Annotated in this window: 21 protein-coding genes and 1 other RNA gene; 15 read left to right on the top strand and 7 right to left on the bottom strand. The window is 63.2% G+C overall.

Annotated elements, in window-relative coordinates; genetic code table 11:
* Positions 1 to 37: 37 nt before the first annotated feature.
* The 7 genes from J2X67_RS03865 to ompA all read right to left on the bottom strand — a co-directional run bounded on the left by J2X67_RS03865 (position 38) and on the right by ompA (position 6,927).
* Positions 38 to 772, bottom strand: coding sequence for a 16S rRNA pseudouridine(516) synthase (locus J2X67_RS03865; protein WP_309950675.1), 735 nt, complete (start codon positions 770 to 772; stop codon positions 38 to 40).
* A 54-nt stretch (positions 773 to 826) separates the two neighbouring features.
* Positions 827 to 2,563: a gamma-glutamyltransferase gene (ggt, locus tag J2X67_RS03860; protein ID WP_309950674.1), complete on the bottom strand. Its 1,737-nt coding sequence runs from the start codon at positions 2,561 to 2,563 to the stop codon at positions 827 to 829.
* Positions 2,564 to 2,614: 51 nt separating this feature from the next.
* Positions 2,615 to 4,210, bottom strand: coding sequence for a class I SAM-dependent methyltransferase (locus J2X67_RS03855; protein WP_309950672.1), 1,596 nt, complete (start codon positions 4,208 to 4,210; stop codon positions 2,615 to 2,617).
* Positions 4,211 to 4,350: 140 nt separating this feature from the next.
* Positions 4,351 to 4,735, bottom strand: a transfer-messenger RNA (tmRNA) gene (gene ssrA / locus J2X67_RS03850).
* A gap of 12 nt (positions 4,736 to 4,747) precedes the next feature.
* The gene (locus J2X67_RS03845; RefSeq protein ID WP_309950671.1) at positions 4,748 to 5,416 is read right to left on the bottom strand and encodes an HAD-IA family hydrolase; all 669 of its coding nucleotides are present in this window, start codon (positions 5,414 to 5,416) and stop codon (positions 4,748 to 4,750) included.
* Entirely contained in the window at positions 5,413 to 6,147 is a 735-nt protein-coding gene (ubiG, locus tag J2X67_RS03840; protein WP_309950670.1) for a bifunctional 2-polyprenyl-6-hydroxyphenol methylase/3-demethylubiquinol 3-O-methyltransferase UbiG, read from the bottom strand. Before ubiG ends, J2X67_RS03845 begins: the two co-directional genes overlap by 4 nt.
* A 126-nt stretch (positions 6,148 to 6,273) precedes the next feature.
* Positions 6,274 to 6,927 carry an outer membrane protein OmpA gene (ompA, locus tag J2X67_RS03835; protein ID WP_309950668.1) on the bottom strand — a complete coding sequence of 218 codons (654 nt, stop codon included), beginning with the start codon at positions 6,925 to 6,927 and terminating at the stop codon, positions 6,274 to 6,276.
* Positions 6,928 to 7,150: 223 nt separating this feature from the next.
* Between ompA and gyrA the strand changes: the two genes are divergently transcribed.
* The 15 genes from gyrA (at position 7,151) to crcB (ending at position 23,371) form a co-directional block, all read left to right on the top strand.
* The gene (gyrA, locus tag J2X67_RS03830; protein WP_281149808.1) at positions 7,151 to 9,796 is read left to right on the top strand and encodes a DNA gyrase subunit A; all 2,646 of its coding nucleotides are present in this window, start codon (positions 7,151 to 7,153) and stop codon (positions 9,794 to 9,796) included.
* On the top strand, positions 9,793 to 10,380 hold the full coding sequence (locus J2X67_RS03825) for a DUF2059 domain-containing protein (protein WP_126747493.1): 588 nt from the start codon (positions 9,793 to 9,795) through the stop codon (positions 10,378 to 10,380). Before gyrA ends, J2X67_RS03825 begins: the two co-directional genes overlap by 4 nt.
* A 1-nt stretch (position 10,381) precedes the next feature.
* On the top strand, positions 10,382 to 11,518 hold the full coding sequence (serC, locus tag J2X67_RS03820) for a 3-phosphoserine/phosphohydroxythreonine transaminase (RefSeq protein ID WP_309950665.1): 1,137 nt from the start codon (positions 10,382 to 10,384) through the stop codon (positions 11,516 to 11,518).
* 24 nt (positions 11,519 to 11,542) lie between these two features.
* On the top strand, positions 11,543 to 12,664 hold the full coding sequence (gene pheA, locus J2X67_RS03815) for a prephenate dehydratase (RefSeq protein WP_309950663.1): 1,122 nt from the start codon (positions 11,543 to 11,545) through the stop codon (positions 12,662 to 12,664).
* Between the two features lie 14 nt (positions 12,665 to 12,678).
* The gene (locus J2X67_RS03810; protein WP_309950660.1) at positions 12,679 to 13,560 is read left to right on the top strand and encodes a prephenate dehydrogenase/arogenate dehydrogenase family protein; all 882 of its coding nucleotides are present in this window, start codon (positions 12,679 to 12,681) and stop codon (positions 13,558 to 13,560) included.
* A 1-nt stretch (position 13,561) separates the two neighbouring features.
* Complete coding sequence (locus J2X67_RS03805) at positions 13,562 to 15,574, top strand: bifunctional 3-phosphoshikimate 1-carboxyvinyltransferase/cytidylate kinase (RefSeq protein ID WP_309950659.1); 2,013 nt, start codon at positions 13,562 to 13,564, stop codon at positions 15,572 to 15,574.
* 228 nt (positions 15,575 to 15,802) lie between these two features.
* A complete protein-coding gene (gene rpsA / locus J2X67_RS03800) occupies positions 15,803 to 17,491 on the top strand; it encodes a 30S ribosomal protein S1 (RefSeq protein WP_281149803.1) in 1,689 nt (562 codons plus the stop codon).
* 71 nt (positions 17,492 to 17,562) lie between these two features.
* Positions 17,563 to 17,889: an integration host factor subunit beta gene (locus J2X67_RS03795; RefSeq protein WP_309950656.1), complete on the top strand. Its 327-nt coding sequence runs from the start codon at positions 17,563 to 17,565 to the stop codon at positions 17,887 to 17,889.
* 49 nt (positions 17,890 to 17,938) lie between these two features.
* Positions 17,939 to 18,274: a LapA family protein gene (locus J2X67_RS03790; RefSeq protein WP_309950654.1), complete on the top strand. Its 336-nt coding sequence runs from the start codon at positions 17,939 to 17,941 to the stop codon at positions 18,272 to 18,274.
* On the top strand, positions 18,264 to 19,442 hold the full coding sequence (lapB, locus tag J2X67_RS03785; protein ID WP_309950653.1) for a lipopolysaccharide assembly protein LapB: 1,179 nt from the start codon (positions 18,264 to 18,266) through the stop codon (positions 19,440 to 19,442). Before J2X67_RS03790 ends, lapB begins: the two co-directional genes overlap by 11 nt.
* Positions 19,443 to 19,589: 147 nt before the next feature.
* Positions 19,590 to 19,949 carry a helix-hairpin-helix domain-containing protein gene (locus tag J2X67_RS03780; protein WP_309950651.1) on the top strand — a complete coding sequence of 120 codons (360 nt, stop codon included), beginning with the start codon at positions 19,590 to 19,592 and terminating at the stop codon, positions 19,947 to 19,949.
* Between the two features lie 220 nt (positions 19,950 to 20,169).
* Positions 20,170 to 21,138, top strand: a complete 969-nt coding sequence (locus J2X67_RS03775) for a TRAP transporter substrate-binding protein (protein ID WP_309950650.1) — start codon at positions 20,170 to 20,172, stop codon at positions 21,136 to 21,138.
* Positions 21,139 to 21,159: 21 nt separating this feature from the next.
* Positions 21,160 to 21,669, top strand: a complete 510-nt coding sequence (locus tag J2X67_RS03770; RefSeq protein ID WP_309950649.1) for a TRAP transporter small permease — start codon at positions 21,160 to 21,162, stop codon at positions 21,667 to 21,669.
* Positions 21,662 to 22,963 (top strand): TRAP transporter large permease subunit, encoded by a 1,302-nt coding sequence (locus J2X67_RS03765; protein ID WP_309950648.1) that lies wholly within the window; start codon positions 21,662 to 21,664, stop codon positions 22,961 to 22,963. The genes J2X67_RS03770 and J2X67_RS03765 overlap by 8 nt, the downstream gene beginning before the upstream one ends.
* Before the next feature lie 30 nt (positions 22,964 to 22,993).
* Positions 22,994 to 23,371, top strand: a complete 378-nt coding sequence (gene crcB / locus J2X67_RS03760; protein WP_309950646.1) for a fluoride efflux transporter CrcB — start codon at positions 22,994 to 22,996, stop codon at positions 23,369 to 23,371.
* The last annotated feature ends 66 nt before the right edge of the window (positions 23,372 to 23,437 follow it).

The following is a 23,437-nucleotide window of genomic DNA, read 5'->3' as shown; positions in this document are numbered from 1 at the left end:
GACCCTACTGCCGGCTGACCGGCAGAGCATCCGGGGGCTATACCGTTGTTTTTGCACGCAATGCCGAAACCTGTTCGGCGGTCAGCCATCGCCACTGGCCCGGCGCCAGGTCTTCGGGCAACGCCAGGTTGCCAATGCGCGACCGATGCAACCCCTCGACCCGGTTGCCCACGGCTGCCAGCATACGCTTGACCTGGTGGTATTTGCCTTCGGTGAGCGTCAGGCGCAGATGCAGCGGGCTTTCCGATTCGCAGGCGGCGGCGCGCACCGGCTTCGGGTCGTCGTCGAGCACCACGCCGGCCAGCAGCTTTTCAATTTGCGCGGCGTCCACAGGGTGCTTGGCCGTGACCTCGTAGACCTTGGGCACATGGTGCTTGGGCGAGCCCATCTTGTGGATGAACTGGCCGTCGTCTGTCAGCAACAGCAGCCCGGTTGTGTCCTGGTCGAGCCGGCCGATGGCCTGAACGCCCTGAACCGCGCCCTTGTTGGGCCGCAGCCGCAGCGGCGAAGGCAGCAGCGTGTAGATGCTCGGGTAGGTGGAAGGCTTTTGTGAGCACTCGGTACCCGCCGGCTTGTGCAGCATGAGATAGGCCTTCTCGTGGTACGCCCATTCGGTGCCCTGCACGGTGAAAAGCAGCCCCTCGGGATCGAGGTCGTCGAAGGGGTCGTCGGCCACCTTGCCGCCGATGGTCACGTGGCCTTGCTGGATGAGCCCCGCACACACGCGCCGCGTGCCAAAGCCTTGGGAATAAAGAATGTCTTGCAGGTGCATGGAAATGAAAAAGCGGCCGCGCCAGCATGGCACGGCCGCTGCAGGTTGGCAGGTTCAGTAGCCGGCGGCAAGGCCGGTGTTGCGGCGAGGATCGTTGGCGCCGTAGAAGCGGTTGCTCCCCACCGGCTTGCCGCCCAGCGACGGAGCGCCGACGATGATCGCAGCCATGTGATTGGCCGGTTGCGGCACGCCCAGGTTGTGGCCCATGTCGGTCAGGATCTTGCGCGTGTCGGGGCTGATGGCAAAGGTTTCGACGTTGGTGACGTCAGGCAGCCATTGCTGGTGGAAGCGCGGGGCATCGACGGCTTCTTGCACGTTCATGCCGTAGTCGACCACATTCAGGATGGTGTGCAGCACTGCCGTGATGATGCGGCTGCCGCCCGGCGTACCGACCACGAACACCGGCTTGCCGTCCTTGGAGACGATGGTCGGGCTCATCGAGCTCAACGGACGCTTGCCCGGGGCGATGGCATTGGCCTCGCCCTGCACCAGGCCGTACATGTTGGGCACGCCGATCTTGGCGGTGAAATCGTCCATCTCGTTGTTGAGCAGCACGCCCGTCTTGTCGGCCGTGACCTTGGCGCCGAACCAGTCATTGAGCGTGTAGGTCACCGACACGGCGTTGCCCTGCTGGTCGGTAATGGAGTAGTGGGTAGTGTTGCTGCCTTCGTGCGGAGCAACACCGGGCTTGATGTCCTTGGAGACGCCGGCCTTCTTGGGATCGATGGCGGCGCGGATCTTCTCGGCATAGCCCTTGTCGAGCAGGCGGTCGAGCGGGTTCTTTACGAAATCAGGATCGCCCAGGTAGCTGTTGCGGTCGACATAGGCATGGCGCATGGCTTCGATCTGGTAGTGCACCGCCTCGGCCGAGCGGAAGCCCAGGTCCTTGAGCGGATAGCCCTCGAGGATGTTGAGCATTTCGCAGATGATCACGCCGCCAGAACTCGGCGGCGGCGCCGACACCACGCGATAGCCGCGGTAATCGCATTCGACCGGCGCCAGTTCGCGCGTCTTGTACTGGTCGAGGTCTGCCTGGGTGATGATGCCCTTGCCGGCCTGGCTGGACGCCACGATGGCCTGTCCCACCCAGCCCTTGTAGAAGCCGTCGACACCCTTGGCGCTGACTGCCCGCAGGGTCTTGGCAAGGTCTTTCTGCACCAGCTTCTGGCCGACCGCAAAAGGCTCGCCCTTGTTCAGGAAGATGGCGCCGGAAACCGGATCTTTCTTGAAGTCGTTGGTCGAGGTGCGCAGCATGTCGATATCGCCCTGCTCCAGCGCAAAGCCCTTGTCGGCCAGCTGGATCGAGGGAGCGATCAGGTCGGCGCGCTTCATGGTGCCATACTTCTCACGCGCGTATTCCATGCCTGAAACCGTGCCGGGCACACCGACGGCCAAATGGCCGTTGGTGCTCAGGCCCTTGATGACGTTGCCATCCTTGTCGAGATACATGTTGGCCGTCGCGGCCAAGGGTGCTTTCTCGCGGAAGTCGAGAAATGTCTTGCGCCCGTCGGCCAGCTGCACGGTCATGAAGCCGCCGCCACCCAGGTTGCCGGCGGCCGGGTACACCACGGCCAGCGCGTAGCCCACGGCCACAGCCGCGTCGACGGCGTTGCCGCCCCGCTTGAGAACATCGACGCCCACCTTGGTGGCGAGGTGCTGCGCGCTCACGACCATGCCGTGCTCGGCCGCGACGGGTGCCTGCGACGCGGCGTGCGAGGCGCCCGCGCCGGTGAGCACAAGCGTTGCCGCTATGACGGCGCGCAATGCCGGGGTCCAGTGGAGTTGCTGCATGAAGAAAGTCCCTTCTTGAGTTCGATGGTTAGAAACGGCAATTGCCAGCCTTCAGGCGACGAGCAACGCCTTGCGCCGCAAGTCCCTCAAGCCAAGCTCCACTTGCTTCAACGCAAACTCCTTCAATGCGGAGTGATCCGTCAGCGGCTTGTCATTCTGGACGAAGCGGAGCCGATCGGCGCGCACTTCGGCCGCGAGATAGTCGGCCAGCATGTCATGCGAATGCGTGCCGTCGAGCAACGGCAGAAGGCAGCGCTCCAGCGCGGAGAGACTTACCGACTCATGCCACTGGTTGCAAACGCTCACCGAGCTTCCGGCAGATAGCGCCAGGCCAGGCGCGCTGCGTACGAACGGCAACGCCAGCGGCAACGCGGACACCTGGGTTGCGGCGCGTACCGGGGCACGCCGGATGCGAACGGCGCCAAGAATCAGCAATTCCTCGAGCATCGACATGACGACCCGCTCGACCGAAGCAGGCGGCTCGCCCGTGGCCGCAACCACGGAGCCGACCAATGCCTGGACCGAGACGCTGGCGGGGTAATGCGCATCGAGCATCTGCGCCGCGGCCTTGTGCACCGGAAGGCGCAGCGTGACCTTGAGGGTGCGCAGTGCATTGCAACACTGCTCGCTTGCATCGAGCGTCAGCGTGGTGCCGTCCTCGGGGGTGAAAACGCCAGCGAACTCAAGCCCTTGGACACGCGCGGGATCGAGCCGATAGCGGATATCTGCCGCGCGGCCCCGCTTCACAAGCAGGGTCTGGCGAAAGGTGCGGTTCACCAGAAAGTCGAGATACTGCTCCATCAGAATCTGGCTGCCCCCGCACTCGCGCAGCAACGGCTCACGGACCTTTTCGCCATAGTTCTGGACGAACATCGTGGAGGGCTCCGCATCCGCCAGGTAGCTGAGGCCGTTGGCATCGGCTCGCGCCACAAACTCCTTGAAGTAGCAGGGTGCGTTGCAGGGCTCGAGAAATTCGTGCAGCAGGTAGTAGCCACTGGAGCCGCGCACGATGGGCATCGTCTCTTCAAGCGTTTTCTTCAGAACGCTGTCAGGTCGCGCCGATTGCTCCAGAAATTCGAGCATGCCGCGCGCATAGGACAGCTTTTCCTCAGGCGTGTCGCGCAGGCCGCCGCGCAGAATCATTGCGTCGCGCACGATCTCCCTCGCCTTCCAGCCCGGGTACACGTTGTAGCTGACGTAGGCCACGCCGTTTGGTGCCAGGTTCTCCGAGCAGATGCGCAAGATCGCATCCTGCACCGGGCCAGGCACCCAGCTGTAGACACCATGGCAGACGATGTAGTCGAACTGGCCGAACGAAGCATCGACATCTGCGAGGTTGAACGCCCGCAACTCGATGTTCGACAGCCCTGCGCGTGAGATAGCCCCGACGCCTTGTTCCACCTGCACCTTCGACAGATCGAGGCCGAGGGCCGTTGCTTCGGGATGGCGCGCAGCAAACGGAATCAGGTTGCCACCGGCGGCACATCCGAGTTCGAGCACGCGCGCCGTGGCGGGGGGCGGCGCGTCAAGGCCGAACAGGAAGGCAAGCGCTTCCAGGTGTTCGATCGCGGTTTGGGGGAACGGATGCGATTCATAAGGCACCTCGTCGTAGTAGCTGGTGAGCGTCGAAGTCAGTGAATCGGACACGGCGTCTTTCTTGAATCGAAGCGGCAATGCCGCCCTCCGTGAGGCAGAGGCAACGGTGGCGGCGCGCCGCGCCCGCTGACTATAGCCCTCGGCCCAGGCAAAAAAAAGCCAACCTTCCTCAGGTTGGCTTTTTTGATGAATGGTGGAGCTGGGGGGATTTGAACCCCCGTCCGCAAGCCTTCATCGCGCAGTTCTACATGTTTAGTGATCTGATTTAAGTCTCGCTTCCGGAGTCGCGCAGTCACACGCTAAACCGGACGCCAGTACCCTATTTTCTCGCCCCGACCCAAGGTACCCGGATCGGAGCCAGCCCATGTAATTATCCTTGCAGCCGGGAGGTCAGGATTGCTCCAGACCCCCTTGCCCAGCCCATCGGCCAACTGTTGCAAGGCTCACTGGCAATTAAGCAGCGAGTGCGAAACGTTCGTCGTTTGCAGTTAGTTTGTTTGAATCTGTTTTACGAGCGCATTCAGCTCGACATGCCCCGCTGCGACTCCGAACCCACGTCGAAACCAGTGCAGCCCCAAGAGGTCTATTTTAGGCCGGGTTGAGAAACTGCAAGAGCTCCATGGGCGAAGAAATTGCAGCGTCCGCCTCCCAAAGGGTGGCGTTGGCCTGCGGCCCCATGTAGCCGTAGGTTGCCGCCACGGTTCGCATGCCGGCCGCACGGCCCGCGATGATGTCGCGCTCATCGTCTCCAACATAAATGCAGGCGTTGGATGGAATTCCAAGCCGCCGGGCCGCTTCGTGCAGCGGCTCGGGATGCGGCTTGGAGAAGGGCGTCGTATCGCCACTGATGATGGCGCCGGCGCTGCCGAAAAGAGGAATGGCGCGCGTCAGGGGATCGGTAAAGCGCGCCGACTTGTTCGTGACCACGCCCCAAGCCAGCCCGCGAGCGCGAATCGCATCGATGAGCCCGTGCACCCCGTCAAACACCTGCGTGTTGAGCAGCATGCGGTTTTCGTAGGTAACGAAAAACTCTTCCCTCAGTTCCGGAAATTCCGGCGAATCCGGAGTAATGCCGAAAGCCACCCCCAGCATGCCCCGCGCGCCCGCCCCCGCCATGAAACGATAACGCTCCAGCGGGTAAGACTCCAGACCGCGATCGGTGCGCATCTTGTCGGCGGCGGCGCCCAGGTCGGGGGCACTGTCGATCAGCGTGCCGTCCAGGTCGAACAGCACGGCTCGCACTGCTGCGGTCGTCACGCTTTCGATCCCGCAGCAACCGACGCCGGTTTTTGCGTGGCGAACATGTAGTTGACGCTGGTGTCGCCGCTGAGCCAATACCGCCGCGTCAAGGGGTTGTGCTCCATGCCCCGTGTATGCCGCAGGTCAAGCCCGGCGGTGCGGCAGTAGGCCGCGAGTTCGCTGGGGCGGATGAGCTTTGCATACTCATGCGTGCCGCGGGGCAACATGCCGAGAACGTATTCGGCCCCGACGATCGCCAGCATGAAAGACTTCAGGTTGCGATTGATGGTGGAAAAGAACACCCAGCCGCCCGGCTTGACCAAAGTTGCGCACGCCTGAACTATGGAAGCAGGCTCGGGCACGTGTTCGAGCATTTCCATGCACGTAACAACGTCGAAACTGCCCGGCTGCTCCGCGGCCAATGCCTCTGCACTGATTTCGCGGTATTTGACGCCCTTGGTTTCGGCTTCGAGGGCATGCAGCTTGGCAACCTTGAGCGCTTTGCTCGCCAGATCGATGCCGAGCACATCAGCGCCTTTTCGGGCCATCGAATCGGCAAGGATTCCTCCGCCGCAGCCGATATCAAGCACTTTGCGCTGTGAAATCGGTGCAATACCGTCAATCCATTCCAGTCGAAGCGGATTGATTTCGTGGAGCGGGCGGAATTCGCTGTCCAAATCCCACCAGCGATGGGCAAGTTCCGAAAACTTGGCGAGTTCCGCCGGATCGGCATTCACGTTATCTGTCATACCGTGGATTATGAAACGGAGAATGCGCCGGCGAACATCGGCCGGCACTTGGGAACAGCCGAACGGAATTCAACGGGCATAAAAAAACCCCGCCGAAGCGGGGTTCTTTTTAGCGATTCAATCGAATCACTTGGTGGCGCGGGTGCCAACCACTTCGATTTCCACGCGACGGTTCTTGGCGCGGCCTTCCTTGGTGCGGTTGTCCGCAACAGGTTGCTTCTCGCCCTTGCCTTCGGTGTAGACGCGGTTGCGTTCGATGCCCTTCGAGACCAGGAAGGCCTTGACGGCTTCGGCGCGGCGCACCGACAGACGCTGGTTGTAGGAGTCAGAACCGATCGAGTCGGTGTGACCCACGGCAATGATCACTTCCAGGTTGACGTCACGGATCTTCGAGACCAGATCGGTCAGCTTTGCGCGACCTTCAGGCTTGAGAACCGACTTGTCGAAGTCGAAGAATGCGTCAGCAGCGAAGGTAACCTTCGAAGCGGCGACTTGAGCTGCAGGCGGCGGGGTAGCTGCGCCCGGGGTGGGAGCAACTGCAGCAGGAGCTGCCGGAACCAGAGCACCGTCGCAACCGGCGGCGGCGGTAGCCGGCGTCCAGTTGGCATCACGCCAGCACAGTTCGTTCGTGCCGTTCTTCCAAACCAGTTCGCCGGTGCCGTTTTGCCAGTTGTCGATCGTAGGACCGCCGTCAGCAGCGGTGACACGGGTCTGCGCGCCGGCGGCAGTGGCGAGCGCAGCGACTGCAAACATCATCGCCACTTTATTCAGTTTCTTCATGGTTCTCCTCTTGGGGAAAAAGCCGCAGCCGCGCTGCGAATCAAGGACGCTTTAAGTGACCACCACCCAAAACGTTGAGGCGATTGTGCCATAGGGTCTTTGGCAAACAGCCCGCAGCGCCCCCCGGAAGCGTAGGACGGAGGCGGAATAGCCGCCTTGTGTTGCGGCGGTACGACACCCCTCACAGCGTAAAATTCCGCCTTCCGCCGCCAGCCTCTCGCTCATGACCTCCTTCGCCAAAGAAACCCTGCCCATCAGTCTTGAAGAGGAAATGCGCAGCAGCTATCTCGATTACGCCATGAGCGTGATCGTGGGCCGAGCGCTTCCCGATGCACGCGACGGCCTCAAGCCCGTGCACCGGCGCGTGCTGTATGCAATGCACGAGCTCAACAACGACTGGAACCGTGCATACAAGAAGTCCGCCCGTATCGTGGGCGACGTCATCGGTAAGTACCACCCGCACGGGGACCAATCGGTCTACGACACCATCGTGCGGCTGGCGCAGGACTTTTCCATGCGCCATATGCTGGTGGACGGACAAGGTAACTTCGGCTCGGTCGACGGAGACAATGCGGCCGCAATGCGGTATACGGAAATCCGCCTGGCCAAAATTGCGCACGAAATGCTGGCCGATATCGACAAGGAAACGGTCGATTTTCAAGACAATTACGACGGCTCCGAAAAAGAACCCAAGGTTCTGCCGAGCAAACTGCCCAATTTGCTGGTGAATGGCTCTGGCGGTATTGCAGTTGGCATGGCCACCAATATCCCGCCGCACAATCTCAATGAGGTTGTAGACGCCTGCCTTCACATGCTGCGCAATCCGCAGGCCACCATCGACGAGCTGATGGAAATCGTGCCGGCGCCCGACTTTCCCACCGCCGGCATCATTTACGGCATCAACGGCGTCCGGGACGGCTATCGCACCGGCCGGGGCAAGGTGGTCATGCGCGCCAAGTGCCACTTCGAGGACATCGATCGGGGCCAACGCCAGGCGATCATCGTTGACGAGCTCCCCTACCAGGTCAACAAGAAGACGCTGCAGGAGCGCATGGCCGAACTGGTGCACGAGAAGAAGATCGAAGGCATCAGCCACATCCAGGACGAATCCGACAAGTCGGGCATGCGCCTGGTCATCGAACTCAAGCGCGGCGAAGTGCCCGAGGTGGTGCTCAACAACCTCTACAAGCAGACGCAGCTGCAGGACACCTTCGGCATCAACATGGTGGCGCTGGTCGACGGCCAACCCAAGCTGTGCAACCTGAAAGATCTGATCGAGGTCTTCCTGCAGCATCGCCGCGAAGTGGTGACGCGCCGCACGGTCTTCACCCTGCGCAAGGCCCGCGAGCGCGGCCACGTGCTCGAAGGCCTGGCTGTGGCACTGGCCAACATCGACGAGTTCATCCGCATCATCCGCGAGTCGCCCACTCCGCCTGTTGCCAAGGCCGAGCTCATGACCCGCAGCTGGGACAGCAAGCTGGTGCGCGAAATGCTCACGCGTTCGCGCGCCGACGGCGGCGTGGTCAACGCCGACGACTACCGACCCGAAGGCCTGGAGCGCGAATTCGGCATGGGTTCCGACGGCCTCTACCGCCTTTCGGAGACACAGGCGCAAGAAATCCTGCAGATGCGCCTGCAACGCCTTACCGGCCTCGAGCAGGACAAGATCGTTGCCGAATACAAAGAGGTCATGGCCGAGATCGACGACCTGCTCGACATCCTGGCCAAGCCCGAACGTGTCTCGGTCATCATTGGCGAAGAGCTTGGCACCATCAAGCAGGAATTCGGCCAGTCGAAGCTCGGCGCGCGCCGCAGCCTGGTCGAGCACAGCGCCTACGACCTCTCGACCGAAGACCTGATCACGCCGACCGACATGGTGGTCACGCTTTCGCACAGCGGCTACATCAAGAGCCAGCCGCTGAACGAATACCGCGCGCAAAAGCGCGGCGGCCGCGGCAAGCAAGCCACCGTCACCAAGGAAGACGACTGGATCGACCAGCTCTTCATTGCCAACACGCACGACTACATCCTGTGCTTCTCCAACCGCGGCCGGCTGTACTGGCTCAAGGTGTGGGAAGTGCCTGCGGGCTCCCGCGGTTCGCGTGGCCGGCCCATCGTCAACATGTTCCCGCTGCAAGAAGGCGAGAAGATCAACGTCGCGCTCGCGCTGACCGGCGAGAAGCGCAACTTTCCGGCCGACCAGTACGTGTTCATGGCCACCTCGATGGGCACGGTCAAGAAGACCACGCTCGACGAGTTCAACAACCCGCGCAAGGGCGGCATCATTGCCGTGAACCTCGACGAAGGCGACTATCTCATTGGCGCCGCACTGACCGACGGCAAGCACGACGTGATGCTGTTCAGCGACGGCGGCAAGGCCGTGCGCTTCGACGAAGAAGACGTTCGTCCGCTGGGCCGCAATGCGCGCGGCGTTCGCGGCATGTCGCTCGACCCGGGGCAAGGCGTCATCGCCATGCTGGTGGCCGAGGACGAGCAGCAAAGCGTGCTCACGGCCACAGAAAATGGTTACGGAAAGCGTACAAGCATTACCGAGTACACGCGTCACGGCCGCGGAACCAAAGGCATGATTGCGATTCAACAGAGTGAGCGCAACGGCAAGGTCGTTGCCGCCACACTCGTGCATGCGGACGATGAGATCATGCTCATCACCGACAAGGGCGTGCTTGTGCGCACCCGAGTTGCCGAAATTCGTGAACTAGGTCGCGCAACGCAAGGCGTCACGCTGATCGGGCTCGACGAAGGCGCCAAACTAAGCGGGCTACAGCGTATCGTCGAGAACGACGCCAACGGCGAGATCGAGCCGGGCGCAGACGATACTTCCACATCTTCAACGGAGAACCCTCAGTGAAAAAATTCAAGCTCGCACTTCTTACTGTCGCCCTGGCTGGCAGCTCGATGGCCGCCATGGCCCAGGACAAAGCTGCGCTCATCAAGCAGTTCATCGACGTGCAGCGCCCCGGCATCGAATCGCTGGCGCGCGGCCTGGTCGAACAGTCGAGTTCTCCGATTGCACAGGCCGGCTCGCAGTACCTGCAGACGCAAGTGCCCGAAGCCAAGCGCGAATCTGCCGCCAAGGCTGCCGACGCCGAACTCAAGAAGTACTTCGACGACGCCTACCCGATCGTGCGCGACAAGGCCGTGCAACTGGCGCCTGTCGCCCTGACACCGCTGCTCGAGCAGAACTTCACCGAAGACGAGCTCAAGCAGTTGCTGGCCTGGATCAACTCGCCGCTCAGCAAGAAGTATCAGGATCTCAATCCCAAGATGCAGACCGCGCTGACCGAAAAGCTCGTGACCGAAACGCGCGCCACCATCGAACCGAAGATGCGCGCGCTCGACGAAAACGTGGCCAAGGCACTCGGTGCGCCGACCGGCGGCCAGCAAGGCGCCGCTCCCGCCAAGGCCCCAGCCAAGGCTCCCGCCAAGAAGTGACGTGACAGAACAGCAGCAGCCCAAGCCGGTCGGCACGCGTCCGTTCAATTTTTCCGCAGGTCCGGCCGCCATGCCGGAGGCGGTGCTGCAACGCGCCGCCTCCGAAATGCTCGACTGGCAGGGCAGCGGAATGAGCGTGATGGAGATGAGCCATCGCGGCAAGGAGTTCGGCGCAATCTGCACCCAGGCCGAAGCCGACATCCGCACGCTGCTGGCTGTGCCCGCGCACTTCCACATCCTGTTCATGCAGGGTGGCGGGCTGGGCGAAAACGCCATCGTGCCGATGAACCTGTCGCGCGGCAAAACCGCCGACTTCGTGATCACCGGCAGCTGGAGCATCAAGTCCCAGAAAGAAGCGCAGCGCTATTGCACTGCGAACGTTGCCGCAAGCAACGCCGGCGACCATCACACCAAGTTGCCAGATCCCTCGACCTGGCAGTTGAGCCAAGACACCTCGTACGTGCACCTGTGCACCAACGAGACCATCAACGGCATCGAATTCCAGCAATTGCCCGACCTTGCGGCTCTTGGCAGCAACGCGCCCCTGGTCATCGACTTCTCGTCGCACGTGGCCTCGCGCAGCGTCGACTGGAGCCGCGTGGGCCTTGCATTCGGCGGCGCACAAAAGAACCTCGGGCCGGCAGGCCTCACGCTCGTGATCGTGCGCGACGACCTTCTCGGCCATGCGCTCGAAATCTGCCCGAGCGCGTTCAACTACAAGATCGTGGCCGACAACAAGTCCATGTACAACACCCCGCCGACGTGGGGCATCTACATGGCCGGGCTCACTTTCCAGTGGTTGCTGCAGCAGACCGAAGGCGGGCTCACGGGTGTGGCTGCCATCGAGCAGCGCAACATCGCCAAGGCGAACCTTCTGTACGGGTTCATCGATGCCTCTTCGTTCTACGTGAACAAGATCGACCCGAGCTGCCGGTCGCGCATGAACGTGCCCTTCTTCCTTCGTGACGAGAGCCGCAACGATGCTTTCCTGGCGGGTGCCCGGGAAGCTGGCCTGTTGCAGCTCAAGGGCCACAAGTCGGTCGGCGGCATGCGTGCGAGCATCTACAACGCCATGCCGCTGGAAGGCGTGCAGGCACTTGTGAGCTACATGCGAGAATTCGAGCGATCGCATGCCTAGGCGCATGCCCAGCTGCTCGCACCGATGACCGCCTCCGCTCCTACACCGCCCTCTACTCCCGACAACTCCGAAAGCCTTGCCGGCCTGCGCGTGCAGATCGACTCGCTCGACCAGCAACTGCTCAGCCTGCTCAACGAGCGGGCCCACGTGGCGGAACTGGTCGGCGAGGTCAAAAAGCGCGAGGGCACGCCGTTTTTCCGCCCCGATCGCGTGGCGCAAGTCATCGAGAAGATGCAAAAGAGCAATGCAGGCCCGCTCAAGGACCTGCACGTGGCCGCCATATGGCGCGAGATCATGTCGGCCTGCCTCGCGCTCGAATCGCCGCAGCGCGTTGCGGTGCTGGGCCCCGAGGGCACCTTCTGCGAACAAGCCGCCATCGAGTACTTCGGGGGCGCCGCCGATCTCATCTACTGCGCCAGCTTCGACGAGGTGTTTCACGCCACGGCAGCGGGCAGCGCCCAATACGGCGTGGTGGGCGTCGAAAATTCGACCGAAGGCGTGGTCACGCGATCGCTCGACCTCTTCCTGCATTCGCCCACCCATGTGGTCGGCGAGGTCAGCTTGCTGGTGCGGCACCATCTTCTGCGCAGCAGCAACACGCTCGACGGCGTGGAGGCGGTGCTTGCGCATCCGCAAGCGCTTGCGCAGTGCCAGACCTGGCTTTCGAAGCACCTGCCCAATGCCGAACGGCGCGCCGTTTCGAGCAATGCCGAAGGCGCACGGCTCGCAGCCACCAACCCGGCCTGGGCCGCGCTGGCCGGCGAACGCGCCGCTACCCGCTTCGGCCTGCACATTGTTGCGCACGCCATCCAGGACGACTCGTACAACCGCACCCGTTTTTCCGTGATCTGCCTGCCGCAGACCCTGGCGATGCCGCCGGCGTCCGGGCGCGATTGCACAAGCCTGATCGTCTCCGTGCCCAACCGCCCCGGCGCCGTGCACGATTTGCTGGTGCCGCTGAAGCTCAACAACGTGTCCATGACCCGCTTCGAGTCGCGCCCCGCGCGCACCGGCCAGTGGGAGTACTACTTCTACATCGACCTGGACGGCCATCCTTCGCAGCCCAACGTGGCTGCAGCGCTGGCCGAACTGCGCGGCCTTTGCGCGTTCTACAAGGTGCTCGGCGCCTACCCCGTCAAAGCCTGAGCCGGACACGCATCATGTTCGAGCAATTGGGATTGATCGGCTGCGGCCTCATGGGCGGCTCCTTTGCACTCGCGCTCAAGCGCGCAAAGCTGGTGAAACGCGTAGTCGGCTACAGCAAGTCGCCCTCCACCACCGAACGCGCTCGCCAGCTCGGCGTGATCGACGTGGTGGCGCCCTCCGCGCTGCTCGCGGTTTCGGGTGCAGACCTTGTTCTTCTGGCGGTGCCGGTGGCGGCCTCGGAAGCAACATTCAGGGCCATTCGCCACGGCATTTCGAGCGACACACTGGTCATGGACGTGGGCTCCACGAAGGGCGACGTGATCGAGGCCGCGCGCAACGGCCTTCAAAGCCAGTTTGCCAACTTCGTGCCGGCCCACCCAATTGCCGGCAAGGAAGTGTCCGGCATCGAACACGCCGAGGCTTCGCTCTACACGGGCCGCAAGGTCGTGCTGACTCCCGTCAAGGCCACGCTGCGTTCCAACGTGCAGCGTGCTTCGCAGCTCTGGGGCGGCATTGGCGCCAACGTGGTCACCATGACCCACGAAGAGCACGACAGCGCCTTCGCGGCCGTAAGTCATCTGCCCCACCTGCTGGCCTTTGCTTACGTCAACGCGCTCATCGCCCAGCCGCAAGGCGACCGCTTCCTGAGCCTGGCCGGACCCGGCTTTCGCGATTTCTCGCGCATTGCGGCCAGCGATCCGGTCATGTGGCGCGACGTGCTGCTCGCCAACCGCGAACAAGTGCTGCTGCAATCGCAGGCCTTCCGCAAGGCCTTGCTGGATCTCGAGGCGCTGATGGTTGCGACCGATGCCCAGGCGCTGGAACAATCGATTGCCGCCGCCCAGAAGGCGCGCGCCGCCTGGCAGCCCAACACCGACGCCTCACAGGACTCCTGACATGTTCTCGACGGCATTCCTGGATATTCCTCCGTTGGTGGGCGCCTCGGGCACTGTGCAGTTGCCGGGCTCCAAGAGCATCTCGAACCGCGTGCTGTTGCTGGCCGCCCTTGCAAGCGGCACCACCACCATCCACGACCTGCTCGACTCGGACGACACCCGCGTAATGCTCGATGCATTGCGCGCCCTCGGCTGCGGCATCGACGCCGTGGGCAACACGCTGCGCATCACCGGCATTGGCGGTCATCTCAAATCCAAGGGCCAGCTGCTTGCGCTTTTCCTTGGCAACGCCGGCACCGCAATGCGCCCGCTTACCGCGGCACTCTCGCTGCTCGGCGGCGATTTCGAACTGAGCGGCGTCCCGCGCATGCATGAGCGGCCGATCGGCGATCTGGTCGACGCACTGACCCAGCTCGGCTGCCGCATCGATTACCTTGGCAATCCCGGCTACCCGCCTCTACGCATCAGCCCGGTCGATCACGGTGCGCTGGTGCTCGATTCGCCTATTCGCGTGCGCGGCGACGTGTCGAGCCAGTTCCTCACGGCGCTGCTGCTCGCCTTGCCGCTCGCCGCACGCAAGGACATCGTCATCGAAGTGGTCGGGGAACTGATTTCCAAACCATACATCGAGATCACGCTGAACCTGCTCGCGCGCTTTGGCATCGCGGTCCGGCGCGACGGCTGGGAGCGGTTCATCATTCCGGCCGGCAGCAGCTACAGCTCGCCGGGCGACATCCACGTTGAAGCCGACGCCTCTTCTGCTAGCTATTTCATAGCACTCGGAGCCATTGCAACCGGCACGTCGGGCCAGGATGGCATCCGCATCGAAGGTGTCGGCGCTGATTCGATCCAAGGGGATATCCGCTTCATCGATGCGGCCCGGCAAATGGGCGCCCAAGTCGACAGCGGTCCGAACTGGCTCGAAGTGCGCCGCGGCGCGTGGCCGCTCAAGGCCATCGACCTGGACGCCAACCACATTCCCGATGCCGCAATGACGCTGGCCGTGATGGCGCTTTATGCCGACGGCCCGAGCACCTTGCGCAACATTGCCAGTTGGCGGGTCAAGGAAACCGACCGGATCGACGCCATGGCCAACGAGTTGAAAAAGCTCGGCGCCACGGTCGAGTCCGGCCCCGATTTCATCCGGGTACATCCCCTCGCGCCGGCCGATTGGCAGGCTGCCGCCATCCGCACCTACGACGACCATCGCGTGGCAATGTGCTTCTCGCTCGCAGCCTTCAATCCGGCCCGGGTGCCGGTGCGCATTCTCGAGCCGCATTGCGTCGCCAAGACCTTTCCGGACTACTTCGAAACCTTGTTCTCGGTCGCCGAGGCGGCCGGAATACCCGTGATCTGCATCGATGGCCCCACCGCCTCGGGCAAGGGCACGCTCGCAGCCGAGGTGGCGCGCCTGCTGGGCTACCACTATCTGGATTCGGGCTCGCTCTATCGCGTCACCGGCCTGGCCATGCGGCGCGCCGGGCTCAGCGCTGATTCGCAGCACGAAGCGCAGATTGCCGAAATGGCACGCACCCTGCCCCTGCAGTTTGCCGAAGGCAAGGTTTTGCTGGCTGGCGAAGACGTAAGCGACGAGATCCGCACCGAAGCCGCAGGCATGGATGCCTCCCGCGTTTCGGCTCTTCCCGCCGTGCGCGAGGCCCTTTTGGCCCTGCAGCAGCGCTTCCGGCAGCTCCCGGGCCTGGTGGCCGACGGCCGCGACATGGGCACCGTGATCTTCCCCGATGCAGAACTCAAGGTCTTCCTGACGGCCAGCGCCGCCCAGAGGGCCGAACGCCGGCATAAGCAGTTGATTTCAAAGGGTATTTCAACTACACTCGACAGTCTTCGCTCCGACTTGGAAGCACGCGATGCCAGGGACTCGTCCCGCAGCGTTGCACCACTCAAGCCGGCGCAAGATGCTCGCCACCTCGACAACTCCCAGCTATCCATCGAGCAATCGATCGACCAGGTGTTGAACTGGTGGCAAGAAAAACAACCGTTCAAGTCCGCTTGACCGGTTTGAAGTACGGCCTTTCAAGTCCGCTTGAAAAGCCGGCGCCCGACGGAATATCCAGAGGCGCATACCGCTCCAGCAGGTTCCTTCCGCGCGACAGCGCACCGGCCTGCTGGTTGTTCAACCAACCGGGCTCACGCCCAAAAAACCGCCGTCTCCAGACTCACAGCAGCCGCACGCAATTTCGCATGAGCGCCTGCCAACCCTGCCTGACGGAAGGAACCATAAATGTCTGAATCTTTTGCCGACCTATTCGAAGAGTCCCTGAAGCGTTCCGAAATGCGCACCGGCGAGGTCATCACGGCCGAAGTCGTGCGCGTCGAACACAACCACGTCGTCGTCAACGCCGGCCTCAAGTCCGAAGCGTACGTGCCGATCGAGGAGTTCAAGAACGACAAGGGCGAACTCGAAGTCCAGGCCGGCGATTTCGTTTCCGTTGCCATCGGCAGCGTTGAAAACGGCTACGGCGACACCATCCTCTCGCGCGACACCGCCAAGCGTCTGGCTTCGTGGCTCGCCCTGGAGAAGGCCCTGGAATCGGGCGACTTCGTCACCGGTACCACCAGCGGCAAGGTCAAGGGCGGCCTCACGGTGCTCGTCAACGGCATCCGCGCATTCCTGCCCGGCTCGCTGATCGACACGCGTCCCATCAAGGACCTGACCCCCTACGAGAACAAGACCCTCGAATTCAAGGTCATCAAGCTCGACCGCAAGCGCAACAACGTCGTGCTGTCGCGCCGTGCCGTGGTTGAAGCCAGCATGGGCGAAGAACGCGCCAAGCTGATGGAAACCCTGAAGGAAGGCGCAGTCGTGCGCGGTGTCGTCAAGAACATCACCGAATACGGCGCGTTCGTCGACCTCGGCGGCATCGACGGCCTGCTGCACATCACCGACATGGCATGGCGCCGTGTTCGCCACCCGAGCGAAGTCGTTCAGGCCGGCCAGGAAATCACCGCCAAGATCCTCAAGTTCGACACCGAAAAGAACCGTGTCTCGCTGGGTCTCAAGCAAATGGGCGACGACCCGTGGATGGGGGTTTCGCGCCGCTACCCGCAATCGACCCGCCTGTTCGGCAAGGTCACGAACATTGCCGACTACGGCGCGTTCGTCGAACTCGAACCCGGCATCGAAGGCCTGGTGCACGTCTCCGAAATGGACTGGACCAACAAGAACATCGCTCCGAACAAGATCGTCTCGCTGGGCGACGAAGTCGAAGTCATGGTCCTCGAGATCGACGAAGACAAGCGCCGCATCAGCCTGGGCATGAAGCAGTGCAAGGCCAACCCGTGGCAAGAGTTCGCGCAAAACACCAAGCGCGGCGACCGCGTCAAGGGCCCGATCAAGTCGATCACCGACTTCGGCGTGTTCGTGGGTCTGGCTGCAGGCATCGACGGCCTGGTTCACCTCTCGGACCTCTCGTGGAACGAAGCCGGCGAAACCGCCGTTCGCAACTACAAGAAGGGCCAGGAAGTCGAAGCCATCGTGCTGGCAGTCGACGTCGACCGCGAGCGCATCAGCCTGGGCATCAAGCAGCTCGACAGCGATCCGTTCACCACCTTCACCACGGTGAACGACAAGGGCCAGATCGTGACCGGCAAGGTCAAGACCGTTGACGCCCGCGGCGCTGAAATCGACCTCGGCGAAGACATCCTCGGCTACCTGCGTGCTTCGGAAATCTCGCGCGACCGCGTCGAAGATGCCCGCAACGTGCTGAAGGAAGGCGACGAAGTCACTGCCATCGTGCTGAACGTGGATCGCAAGACCCGCAACATCCAGCTGTCGATCAAGCAGAAGGACATGGTCGACGAACAAGGCGCCATGGCCAACCTCAGCCAGCAGTCGGCACGCGAAAACGCGGGCACGACGAGCCTGGGCGCACTGCTGCGCGCCAAGCTCGACAACAACGACAGCAAGTAAGCTGAGCCAGAAGACAGAGCAGGCCCTGGGGCCGCTCTGTCTTTTTTTTCGTCCACGTTTTTGTTTGGCCTATGACCCGCTCTGACCTCGTCGAAGAACTCGCAGCGCGCTTTGCGCAGCTGACGCACCGCGATGCCGAATACGCCGTCAAGACCATCCTCGACGCGATGAGCGACGCGCTGGTGCGCGGGCATCGCATCGAGATTCGCGGCTTTGGCAGTTTTTCGGTCAGCCGGCGTCCACCGCGCATCGGCCGCAACCCGCGTTCGGGCGAGAGCGTTCAGATCCCCGAAAAACGGGTGCCGCATTTCAAGCCGGGCAAGGCGCTGCGCGAAGCGGTCGACGCAAAGACCGCCGAGCTCGGCGGCAGCCAGCAAGCCAGCAGCAGCAAGGCCTGACCTGCATGGATGATGCAAACGTAGAATGCTCCCGGCAACGGGAATGGCTATGAAATACCTCCTGTGGCTGCTCAAGGCAGCCATTTTTTTTACGCTTTTCGCCTTCGCGCTGAACAATCAGCACGACGCGACCGTCTATTTTTTCTTTGGCACCTATTGGCGCGCGCCGTTGGTGCTTGTCGTGCTCGCGGCTTTTGCCGGTGGACTGGTGGTAGGTGCGCTTGGCATGCTGCCCGGATGGTGGAAGCACCGCGCCGCCGCAGCGGCCCAGCAACCCGCCACACCCCTGCAGGCTACGGCCGGATCCGCCGTAGCAACCACTCCCGCGGCCGCTCCCTCCATTTCCGCCACCGACCTTCCCGCCGTACGTCAACATGGACTTTGATCCCAGCTGGCTGCTGATCAGCTTGCCCGTCGCATTTGTGCTGGGCTGGCTCGCATCGCGCTTCGACATCCGGCAACTCAAGCTAGAGAACAGGCAAGCCCCCAAGGCTTATTTCCGCGGCCTCAACTTCCTGCTCAACGAGCAGCAGGACCAGGCCATCGACGCCTTCATCGAGGCCGTGCAGAACGACCCCGACACGCAAGAGCTGCACTTTGCGCTCGGCAACCTGTTTCGCCGGCGCGGCGAATACCAGCGCGCGGTGCGTGTGCATGAGCACCTGCTGGGCCGCGGCGACTTGAGCCGCGCCGACCGGGAGCGCGCGCAGCACGCACTCGCACAAGACTTCCTGCGCGCCGGCCTGCTCGACCGCGCCGAGGCAGCGCTGCAAAAACTCGAGGGCACGCGTTACGAGAACGAGGCGCGGCTCGCGCTGCTGGCCATCTACGAACGCTCGCGCGAATGGACCCAGGCCGCCGACGTGGCGCAGAAACTCGATGAGTCCGATCAGGCGAGCTACAGCACGCGCCGGGCACACCACCTGTGCGAGCAAGCCGCCGAACAGGTGGCGGCCGGCGACCCGGCCGCTGCCGGCAGGCTGTTGTCCGAGGCCGTGGCGCTGGCTCCGCAGGCACCGCGGCCGGCCATCGATTCCGCGATGCTGCAGTTGCGCAACGGCGAGGCGACCACGGCATTCGACACCCTTCTTGCATTGAGCGACACCGCACCGCTTGCGCTGCCGCTGTATGCCGCCGCACTGCAGCAGGCCGCAGTTGCCGCGCACCGCGAGGGCGAAGCGCTCGCGCTACTGCAGCGGCGCTATGCCGATTCGCCGTCCATCGACGTGCTCGAGGCGCTGATGGCGCTCGGCGGTTCACCAACCGCGGCCGTTCCGGCCGCCGATGGCCAGGCGCTCGCCCCGCGCGACGGCTACATCGCACACCTCGCCCAACAGCCCTCGCTGGTTGCCGCATCGCGCTGGCTTGCCGGCGAACGGTTCGAGCACGAGCAGTTCCATCCGCAGGTACAACGCGCGCTCGACCAGGCCACCCGTCCGCTCATGCGCTATCGCTGCGCCGCATGCGGCTTCGAGGCGCACCAGTACTTCTGGCATTGCCCCGGTTGCCAGGCCTGGGACAGCTATCCGCCCCGCCGCGTCGAAGAACTCTGAGCAACGTTCCGAACATATTTCGGAACAATGGTCACCAGGGGCCCTGCGGCGCGCAAAGCCGTCAACGCCCTCTTCCCTGTACTCGTTGAACGCGAGCCGACATCTCTGTCGGCAAACAGTCAAATCAACAAATCAGGGAGTTCGATCATGTTCAAGAAAATCCTGGCCGCCATGGCCATGCTGGTTGCGGTTGCCTCTTTCGCCGCTGTCGATGTCAACAAGGGCACTGCGGCTGATCTAGACGGCATCAAGGGCGTGGGGCCCGCAATGTCCAAGCGCATCCTCGACGCCCGCAAGGAAGGCGAGTTCAAGGACTGGCCCGACTTCATGCAGCGCATCAAGGGCGTGAAAGAAAAGAAGGCCGCCAAGCTGTCGGGCGAAGGCCTCACGGTAAACGGCCAGGCTTTCGCCGGCCAGACCAGCGCGCCGGCTGCGGCCAAGGCCGACAAGCCAGTCAAGCCCGTGAAGGCAACCGCTGCCGACACGAAGCCCGCCGCCAAGCCCTGACCGCGTTCTGGGGCCCGCTCGCGGTTCCCCAGGCAATGCGATGAACAAGGCCGCCGACAAGGCGGCTTTTTTGCGCGCGCCGCAAAAGACGAAGCGCCGCCTCACATGGCCATGACGCGGCGATCCCGCGGCTGCGTGGCAGGGAAATGCCTCAGCGTATGGCCCGGAATTTGCACGTATGCTCGCTTTCGTTTTCACTTTCATACGTTCCGGAGCGCTCATGAATCACAAGTTCGGTATTGCCCTCGCTGGTCTCACTCTTGGCGCCGCAGCCTTTGCGCAAACCAAGTGGGATCTGCCCACCGCCTACCCGGCGAGCAACTTCCACACCGAAAACAACGTGCAGTTCGCCAGCGACGTCGACAAGGCCAGCGGCGGCAAGCTCAAGATCACGGTGCACGCCAACGCCTCGCTGTTCAAGGCGCCCGAGATCAAGCGTGCGGTCCAAGGGGGCCAAGCGCAACTCGGCGAGATCCTGCTGGTCAACTACCAGAACGAATGGCAGATGTTCGGTGCCGACGGCATCCCGTTTCTTGCGGACAGCTACGACGCCGCCTGGAAGCTCTATCAGGCGCAAAAGCCCGTGCTCGAGAAGAAGCTCGCCGAACAAGGCATCGTGCTGCTCTACGCAGTGGCCTGGCCGCCGCAGGGCATCTTCGTTAAAAAGGAAATCGCCTCGGCCGCCGACCTCAAGGGTGTGAAGTGGCGCGCTTACAGCCCCGCCACCGCGCGCATCGGCGAACTCGTCGGCGCACAACCGGTCACGGTGCAGCAGGCCGAACTGTCGCAAGCCATGGCCACCGGTGTGATCGAGTCTTACATGTCGTCCGGCTCCACCGGCTATGACACCAAGACCTACGAATACATCAAGAACTTCTACGACACGCAGGCCTGGCTGCCCAAGAATGCGCTGCTCATGAACAAGAAGGCCTTCGACGCCCTCGACAAGCCCACCCAGGACGCCGTCTTGAAGGCAGCCGCCGATGCAGAGAAGCGCGGCTGGGACATTTCGAAGAAGAAGAACACCGAGTACCTCGACCTGCTCAAGAAGAACGGCATGACGGTCCATGTGCCTTCCGCCGCGCTCAAGTCCGACATGAAGAAGGTCGGCGACACCATGCTCAAGGAGTGGCTCGAAAAGGCCGGCCCCGATGGGCAGACGGTGGTCGACGCATACAAGAAGATGTGACGCAACGCCGAACAGTTTGCGATGCGAAAGACACTCGATTTTCTATATAACAGCGCCGCCGCCCTGGCGGCGCTTTTCATGATCGGCCTGCTGGTGATGGTGCTGCTCTCCATCATCGGCCGGCAGCTTCACTTCAACATTCCGGGCATCGATGCCTACGCGGGCTACCTGATGGCCGGCGCCGGTTTTCTTGCGCTCGCGCACACGCTCAAGCGCGGCGAACATATTCGCGTCACCCTGGTGCTGCAGCACCTGCCGCCGGCCGCACAGCGCTGGCTCGAACGCTGGGCCACGGGCGCGGGCGCCCTGCTCGCGCTGCTGTTCGCCTGGTACAGCGCACGGCTGGTTTACCAGTCATACGACTTCCACGATATTTCCACCGGCAACGACGCCACCCCCCTGTGGCTCCCGCAGCTCTCGATGGCGGTCGGTGCGCTGGTGTTCGCGATTGCGGCTTTCGACGAATTCGTGATCGAGTGGCGCGGAAGACCCGCCAGGCCGGTCGGAACGGAGGCGCTGCGCCATGAGTGACATTGCCGTTGCAGGCCTGCTGATTGCCGCTCTCTTCCTGATCCTGGGCAGCGGCGTGTGGATCGGCCTCACGCTCTCCGGCGTGGCGTGGATCGCCATGCAGGTTTTCTCTTCCCGCCCGGCGGGCGACGCCATGGCCGTGACCATCTGGGGCTCTGCCTCGAGCTGGACGCTCACCGCGCTGCCGCTGTTCATATGGATGGGCGAGATCCTGTTCCGCACGCGGCTCTCGCAGGACATGTTCAAGGGTCTTGCGCCGTGGATGCAAAGCCTGCCGGGCCGGCTGCTGCACACCAACGTGGTGGGCTGTGCGGTGTTCGCGGCTGTGTCGGGCTCGAGCGCCGCCACCTGCGCCACCATCGGCAAGATGAGCCTGCCCGAACTCAAGCGCCGCGGCTACCCCGACGACATGGTCATCGGCACGCTCGCCGGAGCCGGCACTTTGGGCCTGTTGATCCCGCCCTCGATCATCATGATCGTGTACGGCGTGAGCGCCGATGTGTCCATCGCGCGCCTGTTCATCGCGGGCGTGATCCCCGGCATCCTGCTTGCGCTGCTGTTCTCGGGGTACATCGTTTTCTGGTCCCTGCGCCATCCCGACCGCATTCCGCCGGCCGACGCCAAGCTGCCCTTCGCCGAGAAACTGCGTGCATCGCTCTCGTTAATTCCGGTCACGCTGCTGATCCTGTCGGTGCTCGGCTCCATCTATGCGGGCATTGCCACAGCCACCGAAGCGGCGGCGGTGGGCGTCGTGGGCGCCATGATCATCTCGGCCGCGCAGGGCTCGCTGAGTTGGCACAGCTTCAAGGAAGCGCTGCTCGGTGCCACGCGGCTCTACTGCATGATGGCGCTGATCCTCGCGGGGGCGGCCTTTCTTACGCTTGCGATGGGCTACATCGGCCTGCCGCGGCACCTGGCCGAGTGGATCGGTTCGCTCGGGCTGTCGAAGTTCCAGCTGATCGTGATGCTCGCAGTTTTCTATGTCGTGCTGGGCTGCTTCCTCGACGGCATCTCCATGGTGGTGCTCACCATGGGCGTCATCATGCCGACCGTCACATCGGCCGGCATCGACCCGATCTGGTTCGGCATCTTCGTCGTGCTGGTGGTCGAGATGGCGCAGATCACGCCGCCGGTGGGCTTCAACCTCTTCGTGCTGCAGGGCATGACCGGAAGAGACCTGCTCTACATCGCCCGTGTCACGCTGCCGATGTTCATGCTGATGGTGGCGGCCGTGCTCATCATCTACTTCGTGCCGCAACTGGTCACCTGGCTGCCCCAGCAAATGGCGCCATGAACAGGGACGAGCGTCTCCGACAATAGAGCGATGCTGCTTCCGATTCTCGCCATCTGCATCGGCGCCTCTGCCGGCGCACTGGCGCGCTGGGGTCTCGCGCTCTGGTTCGGGGCCGGGGGACTCATGCCGTGGGGCACCTTGGCCGCCAACCTGATCGGGGGCTACTTCATCGGCGTGGCCATTGCCTCGTTCCAGTTGCTGCCCGATCTCGACCCCGTCTGGCGGCTTGCCTTGGTGACCGGCTTCCTCGGCGGGCTTACCACCTTCTCGAGCTTTTCTGCCGAAGTGGTGACCATGCTCCTCGAAGGCCGGCTGGGCGTGGCCCTGCTCACGGCAACGGCGCATCTGGGCGGCTCGCTGTTCTTCACGTGGCTTGGCATACGCAGCGTTCAGGCCCTGGCCGCCTGACGCCCCGCCGCGCTTAAGACGCGCGGAGATCCCGGGTTTCTAGAAGGACTCTCCAGGGGGCCGGTC

The organism is Variovorax sp. 3319 (assembly GCF_031456585.1).
Classification (GTDB): Bacteria; Pseudomonadota; Gammaproteobacteria; order Burkholderiales; family Burkholderiaceae_C; genus Variovorax; species Variovorax paradoxus_P.
This window is presented reverse-complemented; position numbering and strand designations above follow the sequence as displayed.